The following is a 12,573-nucleotide window of genomic DNA, read 5'->3' on the forward strand; positions in this document are numbered from 1 at the left end:
TGTGATGTAAGGCAATACGCACACTTGATTTTGTAAGAATTACTATGAGCTGTATATATTTGTAGATACAATAATTAATAAGAAATGGACATTTTATTAGCAGACCATCATCCCATCTTTAATAAAGGGTTAAAAGCTATGATGAAAGACTATAAAGACTTTCAATTTGTAGGCAAAATAGATGACGGTAAAGATCTTATTTCTGGTATCACAAAACACGATCCCGATGTGCTAATTCTCGAAGTCGATTTACCCAATTCTAACGGTGTGGGATCCCTTAGAGAAATAAGGTCTCATTTTCCAAATATCAAAATTCTAGTTGTAAGCTGTCATCCTGAAGAAATATACGCTATAAGCTCAGTAAAGGCAGGCGCAAATGGCTACATAGCAAAAACGCGTTCTGTAAAAGAAATAAGAAAATCATTACTTACTGTTGCCAGTGGAGAAACATTCCTCTCTGAGGATATTAAAAATCAATTAAACAACAAGCAAACTAGTAATATTCTTAAATTCAAAAAACTATCTACTAGAGAGATAGAGGTCTTAAACTTATTATCTAGAGGTAAGCGTAATAAAGAAATAGCTCAACAACTATCTATCAATGAGAAAACAGTAAGTACTTATAAAACTAGATTACTTAAAAAACTAAACGTTGATAATATAGCAGACTTAATACATCAGTCACGCTTATTACAAATCACTAGCTAAACAAGAACCTACTTAAACCATCAGAAGGTATAACCGTTCTGTTTTTTAAATCAATTTTAGTCCTTAACAAATTATAATCCATTACTTGCCTTAAAGCCTCTTGATTATCAATTTCAGGGGAGTTTTTTGCTATAATCCTATTAATATTCTCCACTAGATCATAAATAAGAAACTGCCTAAAATGCAATAGAACTTGACTAGTATATTCCGACACAGACTGATCTTTGTGTTTAGGAAAAATCTGATTACGCTCCCAATCATGAAGACTATACTTATCATCTGACATGGTAATATCTGCGATAACACTTGCATATTGCCCCTCAAAAGCAGATAGTATCAATTGAACGTCCAGCTTTTGCTCTAATAGTAGAACATCAATTATTTTAGTATATATCGCCTGAAAATCAGGATTAGCAAACTTAATCTCATCAGAGTGTAGGTCCATGTATATTTTCTCATAAACACGTTGCTCTCCTTTTACTGTTTCATATTCGACTTCTACACCACTACCATCCTGAATATATTCATCTTCAAAAACTTCATCTTTTCCTCCGTATAATAACAAGATAGCAATAATAGAGCGTTCTAACAATCCTCTACGGTCTACATTTAAGTTCTCTGGAGAAATCTCCACTTTAGTCATAGGCGCTTGCGCTTTTTCTTTGACCTGCTTCTTTTTTTGCTCTATTAGTCCAGAATTGCGTACTTGTGCTAGGGTAGAAAACAACACATCTTCACCTATATCTAGAATAGCAGCACTTTCTCTAACATATATCTCTCTAGATATATCATCAGGTATTTTTGCTATACTATTTACTATATCCCTAATCATATCAGCTTTCTTAATGGGATCACCAGCAGCTTCTTCTTTAAGAAGGTTTGATTTAAACGAAATAAAATCACGAGCATTATTAGTAAGAAAATCTACTATTTCAGATTCCGTATGAGATTTTGCAAAAGAGTCTGGATCCTCACCATCAGGAAAAGTGCAAACACGTACATTCATTCCGGTTTCTAATATAAGATCAGTACCTCTTATGGCCGCTCTCATACCAGCCGCATCACCATCATATAATACAGTAATATTCTTTGTAAGTCGCTGTATTAATCTAATTTGTTGACTAGTCAGCGCAGTACCAGAACTAGAAACCACATTCTTAACTCCTGCCTGATGCAATTGAATTACATCAGTATAACCCTCAACTAGATAACAGAGATCTTCTTTTGCTATAGCCTGCTTTGCCTCATATATACCGTAAAGAACATTTGATTTATCATAAATCTCACTCTGTGGAGAATTGAGATATTTAGCCGCTTTTTTCTCATTATTGAGAATTCTACCTCCAAAACCTAAAACTCGCCCAGAAAGACTACGTATAGGAAACATAACACGACCTTTGAATCGATCAAATTTCTTGTCCTCCTTAACAATTGAAACACCTGTCTTATTTAAAAACTCTAGTTGATAACCTGCTTTTATAGCTGCGTCGGTAAAAGCACTCCATTGATCTGGATTATAACCTAACTGAAAATAATCTATCGTTTCATCTGTAAAGCCACGCTCTTTAAAATAGCTATATCCTATCGCTTTACCTTCATCAGTTTTTAACTGCCCATGAAACCAATCTGCTGCATACTTAGAAACCAGAAACATAGACTCTTTCTCATTTTGAACCTGTTTCTGCTCATCAGTTTGTTGTGTTTCTTCGATTTCAATGCCATACTTTTTTGCCAGCCATTTTATCGCTTCAGGAAACGTAAAATGCTCATGTTCCATAATAAAAGTAACCGCATTACCACCCTTACCAGAACTAAAGTCTTTCCAAATTTGCTTAACCGGACTAACCATAAAACTAGGCGATCGTTCTTCGGTAAAAGGACTTAATCCTTTAAAATTAGAACCAGACTTCTTTAATTGAACAAAATCACCGATCACCTCCTCTACACGAGCAGCGTCAAATACAGCATCTACAGTTGTTCTTGAAATCATTTGAAAAATATTCTAATATAAAAATAGTGTTTTCCCATAAAAGCGGGCCGCACTTAAATATATAAAACCAAAAAAAGCCCTTGATTTCTCAAGAGCTTTCTTTTCTTAGTAGCGAGGACTGGACTCGAACCAGCGACCTTCGGGTTATGAGCCCGACGAGCTACCTACTGCTCTACCTCGCGATTTAAAAACGATCAGTTACTTGTTTTACAACCTCAGATCATTACTCTGACAACTTCCTGTTCTAATGGGCTGCAAATATACGCAGCCTTTAAACCTTACACAAGCTTTTTTGAAAAAACTTTTACTGCCCAATCTCTCTAGCCTCAAAATCAGACATTTCACCATCAAAAAAAGTTACTTTTAACTCAATAGGATTACAACACACTTCACAATCCTCGACATAAACCTGTGAATAAGCCGGATCTAATAACATAGATATCTCTTGCCAGCAATGAGGACACATGAAAAAATGTTCTATCATAAAGGGATATTAAGCAATTGACCAGCTAGTTGTAGCAATTGATACTCCGCTAGTTTTGCATCATATTTTGCTAGATTCTCAATAGTTTTTGCATTTAACAAGTTTACTTGCGCCTGTCTAAACTCGATACTTGAAACCTGTCCCAACTTAAATTGCTCTTCAGTTCTTTCAAAATTACTATTATTAGTGAGCACATTTTGCTGCTGCATTCTATAAATAGCAAGGGCATTGGTATAATTGCCTTTGGCATTTGCTATATCTCTACCTACCTCTTGCTCTACTTGCTTCTTAAAAAACTCTTCATTCTTAAAAGCTATTTTTGCATTGCGCAGTCCAGTAATACTTCTACCACCATCAAAAATATCCCATGTTAGAGTTGCTCCTACTCTCAAAGAACCACTTGTTCTAGTAGTAGCAGGAAAAAACGCACTAGATGGACTATCAGTTTGATTCCATCCATAAGAACCAGATAAACCGATATTAGGTAGTAACAGTGCTTTACTCGTCTTTATATCATAATCACTTATTTGTAAAGTAGATGCAGACTGCAATAGACGTATGTTATTTTCACTTACCTTTTCCAGATAACTATCTACTTTTAATAAATTTTGAAGTACAATAGTAGTATCTACCTTAAAATCACTTGTTAAATCTCTATTTAATAACAAATTAAGATCGCGTTTAGAATTACGCAGCTGTTGTCTAGTATTAAGAACATTTACACTATCCGTATTTATATCTACCCTAGCATTGAGCACCTCTAGTTTATTTACCTGGCCGTACTCAAACTGGTACTGTGCTCTCTCTTCTCGTTTTTTAGAAATTTCCAACGTTTGTTCAAAAACCCTTAAGTTTTCTGTAATTCTTGAAATCTCTAGGTAAACACTCATTAATTGTAAAGTCGTATTCTCTACAGTCGCTCGAGCGTCTAATTTGCTTAGACTATATTGTTCTTTTAAACGCTTGTAATTATATAACCTACCTAATCCGTCAAATAAAGTATAATTTAAAGCGATACCAGCATTGTACTGTCTAGTTTCTGCATCATTGATCTCAATGTTTGTGCGCGGCACTCCACTCGCATCTAGCGCACCGTCAAAGTCTGTAGTAGAATCTGTATCGTCATAACTAGCACTAGCAGTTCCTTGTAAAGAAGGTAGGTAACCTGAATTTAATATACCTGCATTATTTTCAGCAATTTCAGTCGTGTTCTTTGCTATTTTAATACCGTAGTTATTTTCCAGCATGAGCTCAACAGCCTGCTCCCTACTCAATAATGTCTCTGTGAATTGTTGTGAGTACGCTTTCGCGAAAGCGAAACACATAACAAGACCTAAACTATATAATTGCTTATTCATTTTCATTATCATCTAGTTCATTTTGCTCTGGTGCGACACCTGTCAAATCTCTTTTTTTAGCCTTTTTACCAGTACGTAACCAATATATAGCAGCCTCTGCACTATTACCAAAACTTAAAAATAGTGGCAACATAATCAAGGTTAGCACGGTAGCCATTGCTATACCATAAGAAATAGAAATAGCCATAGGTTTTAAAAACTGTGCCTGCCTACTCTTTTCTAATAATAGTGGCGCTAGACCAGCTATAGTAGTTATAGAGGTTAAGAAAATTGCCCTGAAACGGCTTTTTCCCGCCTCAAAAAGAGCATCATCAAAACTCAACCCTTCTTTTATGGAGCTATTAAACTTACCTATAAGCACAAGTCCATCATTTACCATAATACCTATCAAGGCGATAATACCGAGCAATGATAAAATATTAACCGGAAAACCATGAATCCAGTGTCCCCACCCTACAGCTACAAAACTAAAAGGTATAAGAACAATAAGCATGATTGGCTGCAACCAACTACGGAAGGTGAATGCAATCACAAAATAAATCAATAGCAAGATAACCGGACCTGCTACATTAAGGCTCGATATAAATTTATCTGCCTCACGTGCCTGACCACTCAAATAATTAGGCGATATAGTCGGATATTTGTTTTGTAGACTAGGAATAACCTCTGACTTAATATTTTCTAATATCTCTGTAGCATCCTGGCTTGGGTCTTTAAGATCTGCACTAATAAGAACCTCTCTTCTACCTTCTAGGTGATTGATGACAACATCTCCTCTTTCTATCGTGTAAGATGCTACATCTCTTAGTGGCACACGGTCACCAGCAGGAGTTAATACCCTAAATTCATCTAAGTCTTTAATACTATTACGATTATCTCGATCATAACGCACCCACACTCTTATTTCATCCTGACCACGCTGAAAACGTTGTGCCTCTGTCCCAAAGAAACCAGATCGCACCTGTGCCATAACTGTTCTAGTGGTTAGACCTAGTGAATAGGCTGTCTCTTTCAATACTAGATTGATTTCTTTTATACCAGCAGGGTCGTTATCTTCTATATCTTTCAACAAAGGATTTGCCGCTAGTATTTCTTTAAACTCTGCTGTGGCGGCTTTAAGTTCTGTAATATCATTACTTAGTAAAGAAACTGCCACAGGACTACCACCAAAGTTACCACCAGAACCATAAGTAAGAGTTTCTGCACTAGGAACAACCCCTACAAGATCTCTCAAATAATTAGACACTATGGCGGCGTCTAGATCATCTGGCCTACTCTCTCCAGGCAATAAATTGATACGTAAACTAGCTGATGAGGACGATGTTTGTGATTTAATGATATTCTCAAACAACTGGATGCTATCACCATAAATCTCGTCTTGCAAATATTTTGCTGTAAATTCTTTGTTTACCTGCAGCGCTTTTACCTCTATCGAGTTAATGATCGAGTCTGTTATAAACTCTGACGTACCGTTAGGCATGGCTAGTGTCACTGTAACTTGATCACTTGATATACGTGGAAAGAAGGCTCTTTTAATAACACCTCCATTCATAGACCCTACTGTTAAAAACAATGCCGCAAAGAATAGTGAGAAAACAAAAAGTTTATGAGATAATGAAAATTTCAAAACAGGTGCGTACAATTTATCACGCATCCAGTTCATAGATTTATCTCCATATTCATTAATCACTCGCATTTTTTGAAATGCCTTTGCAATACCTTTTTTAGGCTTATCCGACTTAGGCTGTAGAGCTTTAGAGTGTGCTAAGTGAGCAGGAAGTATAACCAGCGCTTCTACTAGCGACACAATAAGAGTTAAAATAACAATGACTGAGACTTCTCCAAAAATATCTCCTATTCTACCTTCTAAAAATAAAAATGTAGAAAACGCGAGTAATGTAGTTATGATAGCACTTAAAATAGGTGGAATCACCTCCATAGTACCATCGATAGCTGCTTGTACCGGTGACTTACCATCTTCATAATGTTGGTAGATATTTTCGGCTATCACAATACCGTCATCTACTAGAATACCTATTACGATAATCATCCCAAAGAGGGAAAGTACATTTATGGTAACATCAAACTGACCTGCAAATATGAACATTCCTAAAAATGCAATAGGTAAACCAAAGGCTACCCAAAATGCTAATCTAGTGTTTAAGAACACAGAAAGAAACAACAAAACTAACAACATACCGACGATAGCGTTTTCTGTCAATAGTGCTGTACGCTGATTTAAAGTTACAGAGAGATCTCTAACAATATCTAGATGTACGTTAGTAAATCGTTGATTATAATTTTCTATATACTCTTTAACATTATCTGCCGCGTCTATTAAATCCTCGGCATTTGTACTTGTTACTGTAATATTTACAGCAAGTTTATCATCAAAATAAGTAGCATTAGGTGTTTCAGAAAATCGATCTCTAATTATAGCAACATCTTTTAAAAGAACACTTCTACCGTCGGACAATGTTTTTACAGGGATATGACTTAATTCATCACCATAATAAGATCTACTATTTGCTCTAATCAGGTATTCTTCTGTATCTGTTTTAATATTACCACCAGTGGTGAGAATATTTGAACTAGATACAGCGTCAGAAATATCCTGAAAACTAAGACCATATCCATTAAGTGTATTTTCATTTACAGCGATCTCTATTTCTTCATCTGGATATCCTTCTATGGCTATTTGAGAAATACCGTCTATACCTCTTAGATCATTTTCTATCTCTCTAGCTAGTTGTTTTAAGGTTCTAAGCGGCACGTCTTCACCACTAAGGGCAAAAGATATAGTAGGCCTAGACTCTTCTCTTTTAGAAACAACTAATGGCTCCATACCAACAGGAAAAGAAGAAACGCGATCTACCGCATTTTTCACCTCTAACAACATGAAGTCTATATTATACCCCTTAAGTATCTCTACAGTAATGCTTCCTGAGTTTTCTCGAGATGCAGACGTTACCCTATCTATTCCCTCTATACCTTTAAGATTATCCTCAATCTTAAGAACAACACCTTCTTCTATCTCTTGAGGCGATGCTCCAGGGTAAGTCGCATTTATATTTATGATTTTTGAGTCAGTAAGTGGGAAGAAAGAAGATTTAAGGGAAACCATCCCAAAAACCCCAAAAATTATCATCCCTACTATAACGACATTTACAGCAACACTATGCTTTATGAAATAACCTATTATTGATCTCATGCTGCTTTTTTAGAATCTAACTCATCATTACTGGCCTTACTTGCAGTTTCTTCTGTCTCCACGATCATTCCTTGATAAGCTCCAGGCACTGATTGAGATATTATAACTGTTCCATCTTTGATACCTTTAACCACCACTGTTTTATCTGAGTAATGAATAGGCTGTACGGTTATCAAATCTAGTTTACCATCCTTAACAGCAAATAATTGATTCTCATTTTGTATTAAACTACGATCCAACTCTACTGCGTCTTCAATTTGTTGTGCATCTAGATTTGCTGTAAGGTACATACCTTCTTTAAGGCTGTCGTTGTTTACTTCTATAACTGTAGTAATAGTTTGAGATGCTTGATCTACTTTTCCATTAATACGAGTCACCTTTCCTTGATAAGATTTTAAACTAGAAATATTTTTGAGTTCTACTTCTTCTCCTACTTTTAACAAGTCAGCAAAATCTGCACTTATAGCAACTTGCAATTCATAAGATCCTGTCTGTATAAACTCACCTAGCTGCTGCCCACTTCTTATTAGAGTACCTTCAGTCACCATAGCCTCAGTAAGCACACCTTTAAAAGGAGCGCTAATTCTATATTTACTTAAACGACTTTCTAGATTTTTAATATTATAATAAGTAGTATAGATATTACGTCCTGTAATAAAGTACTTTTCTTGCTCATTAACAGCAGTAGGTAAAGCTGGAGTACTTGCGTTACTATTCCAGTTAGAAAGATAAGACTGCCACTGCGCAAAAGAATCTGGATAATCCAGTCTTAAATCGGGCATGATTGCAGTAATTTGATTATTAAGATTACTTCTAGCACTTTGTACCTGTGCATAAAATTCTCTGTTATCCATGCTTATCATGGTCTGACCTGCGCTGTATTCTTGACCTTTTCTAAACAACTTACCGGTAGAATTAAAGACACCACTAACTTCTGCATATAATTCCACACGCTTTTTAGCTTGTAAAATTCCATTTGCTGGAATTATAATGGGTACTGTTGTGTTTTGGATCGTGTCTGTAACAACGATTTTAACGTCCTTTTTTACTATAGGTTTAGGAGCTGTTTTACTATCAGCAATCATTTGTGAAGCAAAATAAGCTCCAATGATAATTATAACAGCAAGAATTGTAAGAATAGCTTTACGCATTGTATTGATTTAGTGAGGCTTTGCAGCGACACCAAATCTACTTCAGTAAAAATTCACGAATCTTAAATTATCCTTAAAGCTAGCTGTTAAACTGATCTAATTCTTCAGACACGGTTTCCCACTTTGTCATCCACTCTTCTAACTCTTTCTTTTTTGCTTGGTAACCATCAAAGAAACCTTCTTTCTTAACCAGTTCATCATAGTTTGCAGCAAGCTCTGCATCTAGCTTTTTAATGGTTTTTTCTAAGTCGTTAATCTTAGCTTCGGCTTTAGAGAGTCTATTATTAAGGGATTTTTGCTTTTTCTGATCTTCATAAGAGAGTTGTTTCTTTTCTGTTTCTTGCTTTCGCGAAAGCGAAACATCTTTAACCACATCTACTTTTTCAATCGCCCTCATATCTTCGGCCTTTCTTTTACCTAGATAATAATCTATATCACCGAGGTATAAGTTTAATTTATGATCGCGGAATTCATAAACCGTCTCTGTTAAACCCTGTAAGAATTCCCTATCGTGAGATACTACAATTAAGGTTCCATCAAATTTTAATAAGGCAGCCTTAAGTACATTCTTAGACTGAATATCTAAGTGGTTAGTAGGCTCATCCATAATTAGAACATTAAATGGCTGTAACAACAGTTTACATAATGCTAATCTATTGCGCTCTCCACCACTAAGTACTTTCACTTTCTTCTCTGCCTCGTCACCTCTAAAAAGAAAGGAACCTAACATATCACGCACTTTTACCCTATTACTGTCTGTAGCAGCATCTAGCATGATATCTAACACGGTTTTCTCTCCGTCTAAATACTCTGCCTGATTTTGAGCAAAGTATCCTAATTGAACATTGTGTCCTAAATTAATATCACCTTGAGCTTTTACATCACCCACAATAATTTTTGCTAAGGTAGATTTCCCCATTCCATTCTGGCCTACAAAAGCGACACGCTTACCACGCTCTAGAGTAAGACTTACGTTATCTAAGACATCTTTATCACCAAATGATTTACTCACCTGATCGATCTCAAGAACTATTTTACCAGGCTGTATGGACTTAGCAAAATTTATATTCATCGCAGCATTATCTGTCTGCTCTATCTCCACCACATCCATACGGTCTAGTTTTTTAACTAGCGACTGCGCCATGGTAGCTTTGCTGGCTTTGGCTTTAAATTTTTGAATTAACTTTTCTGTACGTTCTATTTCCTTTTGTTGATTCTTAAAGGTAGCTTCTTGCTGCTCGCGCATCTCTGCACGTAGTGCTAAGAATTTAGTATAAGGTTTTGGATAATCATAAATACGACCTAGACTTATCTCTATAGTACGATTAGTTACATTATCTAGAAACATCTTATCGTGACTTACTATAACGACTGCACCTGGATAAGTTTGTAAAAATGATTCTAACCAAAGAATAGAATCTATATCAAGGTGGTTAGTAGGCTCATCTAATAGAAGAATGTCATGCTTTTCTAATAATAGTTTTGCGAGTTCGATCCTCATGCGCCATCCACCAGAAAGCTCATCTGTGAGCTTGTCAAATTGCTCTGGTTTAAAAGCAAGACCTTTAAGAATTTTTTCTGTCTCTCCTTTGTATTGATATCCACCTATAATTTCATATTCATGATTAAGATCTCCTATATCTTCTATTAATTTAGAATACGAGTCAGACTCATAATCGGTTCTAGTGGCTAGCTGCTCGTTGATTATCTCTATTTGAGCTTCTATTTGTCTCGCTTTCGCGAAAGCGGTATACGCCTCTTCTAAAACCGTACGGCCTTTTACAAAGTCGATATCTTGTTTAAGGAAACCTATACTGATGTCCTTCTCGATAGCAATATTACCTTGGTCATAAGGGATATCACCAGAAATAACTTTTAACAGTGTAGATTTTCCAGCACCATTTTTACCTATTAAACCTACACGGTTGCCCGGATTAAGCCTAAAAGTAATTTCTTCAAATAACGGTTCTCCACCGAAACTTACATGTAAATCGTGAACGTTGAGCATAGTCGTTTTGTATCTTTGCAAAGATGCGCAACTGCGCGTTAACACTAAAGCTTTCTTATGCTAAAAGGTACTAAATTATACAGCATTTTTACAGGAACATGCCCTGTATGCCAAAATGAGTCCATGTACACTAGTCACAATCTCTATAATCCTAGTAAAACACAGGAAATGAACGAGAGATGCAGTCATTGTGATACTAAGTATAAAATCGAACCTAGCTTTTTCTACGGATCGATGTATGTGAGTTATGGAGTAGGTGTAGCTATTGCTATCGCCACTTTTGTACTGGGTTACTACGTACTAGACTTATCTCGATGGAATATATTCATAGCTATTACATTAATTTCTATAATTACCTTACCAATGGTTATAAGGGTATCTAGAAATATATGGATCAATATATTCATGGATTATGATAAAACAAAAGACAAAAAAAGATAGCAAACTAAGCTAGTACACATATTACAAAAGCCGCTTTAAAATATTTTAAAGCGGCTTTTGTAATTTTAATATATAGAACTGTGTGAATTATTTATAACACCTTCCCACATTCATTTCTTCATTAATATCTGCATCATGATACATACTATCGTATAAATTTTGTGCAGCCCAAGGCGCAATTAACACTGCTCTACTGCCCATACCGTTAAACACATAATAATTCTTATAATCTTTGTGTGATCCTATAAACGGCCTCCTATCTAGTGTAGTAGGTCTTATACCGTGTTTATGATCTATAACTTCATAAGGCAAACTCAGGAAACGTTCTAACCTAGAGGTTAAAAACTCCTTTGCGATTTCTGTAGAATTATCTGTAAGATCTTCTCTACTATATGTCGCGCCTACCCAAAACAAATCATCTACATAAGGCATGAGAAAAACAGATGATTTAACAATATGATCCAACTTTAAACCAGGAACTTTTATAGTAAGCACCTCGCCTTTATTACCCTGTAAAGGCAAATCACTAAAATAAGGATTAGATCGCATTTTAAAACCCTCAGCAAAAATGATTTTATTTACCTTAATCTCTTTATAATAAATATAATCTTCGTGATGAGACAATTGATCAAAATCAAAGGACTCCAAAATCAATGAAGACAAACTCTTGAAATAATCTAAACTAGCATTCATAAAACCAATAGTATCCAACCAACCGGTTTCTTTTACAAGACCAAAATTAAATGGAGCATCAATACCATAAATATCACGGTCGATTATGTCCGAATACATGAAATCCTTCAAATCCTCCTTATAAGATTTTCTTAACCATGTCTTAATTTCTTTATCGTCATGAAATCTTCTAAGAATATTGATAGGATGCAGAAAAGAAACGCCTACCGTTTGCTCCACTAAAGGATAAAATGAATTAAGAACCTCTAATTGTTCCCTAGACTTCCACACACTAGTAAACCTTTTTAGTATAGTAGGATTATAAACACCTGCTGCAACTGCTGAAGACCCTTTCTCTACATCAGAAATCATAATAATAGATTTCCCTTTTAAAATCCACTGCCAGGCAAGCGTACAACCAGCAATTCCAGAACCTACAATTACTACATCTACCGATTTTTTTAAACTCATAATATTTAATAAAGATGATATAAGTTACAAATATGATTTAAAATTAAAAGCAAAAAAAATGCCTCGCTATTGCGAGGCA

At 35.5% G+C, this 12,573-nt stretch carries 9 protein-coding genes and 1 tRNA gene; 2 read left to right on the forward strand and 8 right to left on the reverse strand.

Translation table 11 applies throughout. The annotated features are described in order from the left end of the window. The first annotated feature begins 84 nt into the window (after positions 1–84). Complete coding sequence (locus LY01_RS10350) at positions 85–708, forward strand: response regulator (protein ID WP_104515776.1); 624 nt, start codon at positions 85–87, stop codon at positions 706–708. On the opposite strand, the gene dnaG is transcribed toward LY01_RS10350, so the two are convergent. The 7 genes from dnaG to LY01_RS10385 all read right to left on the reverse strand — a co-directional run bounded on the left by dnaG (position 701) and on the right by LY01_RS10385 (position 10,910). Next, complete coding sequence (dnaG, locus tag LY01_RS10355) at positions 701–2,698, reverse strand: DNA primase (RefSeq protein WP_104515777.1); 1,998 nt, start codon at positions 2,696–2,698, stop codon at positions 701–703. The two genes, LY01_RS10350 and dnaG, sit on opposite strands and share 8 nt — an antisense overlap. Positions 2,699–2,807: 109 nt before the next feature. Continuing rightward, a tRNA-Met gene (locus tag LY01_RS10360) sits at positions 2,808–2,880 on the reverse strand. A gap of 122 nt (positions 2,881–3,002) precedes the next feature. Further along, entirely contained in the window at positions 3,003–3,182 is a 180-nt protein-coding gene (locus LY01_RS10365) for a CPXCG motif-containing cysteine-rich protein (protein WP_104515778.1), read from the reverse strand. Next, entirely contained in the window at positions 3,179–4,546 is a 1,368-nt protein-coding gene (locus LY01_RS10370) for a TolC family protein (RefSeq protein WP_104515821.1), read from the reverse strand. Before LY01_RS10370 ends, LY01_RS10365 begins: the two co-directional genes overlap by 4 nt. Beyond that, positions 4,533–7,751, reverse strand: a complete 3,219-nt coding sequence (locus LY01_RS10375; RefSeq protein WP_104515779.1) for an efflux RND transporter permease subunit — start codon at positions 7,749–7,751, stop codon at positions 4,533–4,535. The genes LY01_RS10370 and LY01_RS10375 overlap by 14 nt, the downstream gene beginning before the upstream one ends. After that, entirely contained in the window at positions 7,748–8,902 is a 1,155-nt protein-coding gene (locus tag LY01_RS10380) for an efflux RND transporter periplasmic adaptor subunit (RefSeq protein ID WP_104515780.1), read from the reverse strand. Before LY01_RS10380 ends, LY01_RS10375 begins: the two co-directional genes overlap by 4 nt. 79 nt (positions 8,903–8,981) lie before the next feature. Then, positions 8,982–10,910, reverse strand: a complete 1,929-nt coding sequence (locus tag LY01_RS10385; RefSeq protein WP_104515781.1) for an ABC-F family ATP-binding cassette domain-containing protein — start codon at positions 10,908–10,910, stop codon at positions 8,982–8,984. A gap of 57 nt (positions 10,911–10,967) precedes the next feature. Here LY01_RS10385 and LY01_RS10390 point away from each other — a divergent pair, with 57 nt between their 5' ends. Further along, positions 10,968–11,351 (forward strand): DUF983 domain-containing protein, encoded by a 384-nt coding sequence (locus tag LY01_RS10390; protein WP_104515782.1) that lies wholly within the window; start codon positions 10,968–10,970, stop codon positions 11,349–11,351. Positions 11,352–11,438: 87 nt separating this feature from the next. Here the strand turns inward: LY01_RS10390 and LY01_RS10395 are convergent, their stop codons facing one another. Then, positions 11,439–12,494, reverse strand: a complete 1,056-nt coding sequence (locus LY01_RS10395; protein WP_104515783.1) for an NAD(P)/FAD-dependent oxidoreductase — start codon at positions 12,492–12,494, stop codon at positions 11,439–11,441. Positions 12,495–12,573 lie beyond the last annotated feature (79 nt).

The sequence above is a fragment of the Nonlabens xylanidelens genome, from assembly GCF_002934445.1.
Lineage (GTDB): Bacteria > Bacteroidota > Bacteroidia > Flavobacteriales > Flavobacteriaceae > Nonlabens > Nonlabens xylanidelens.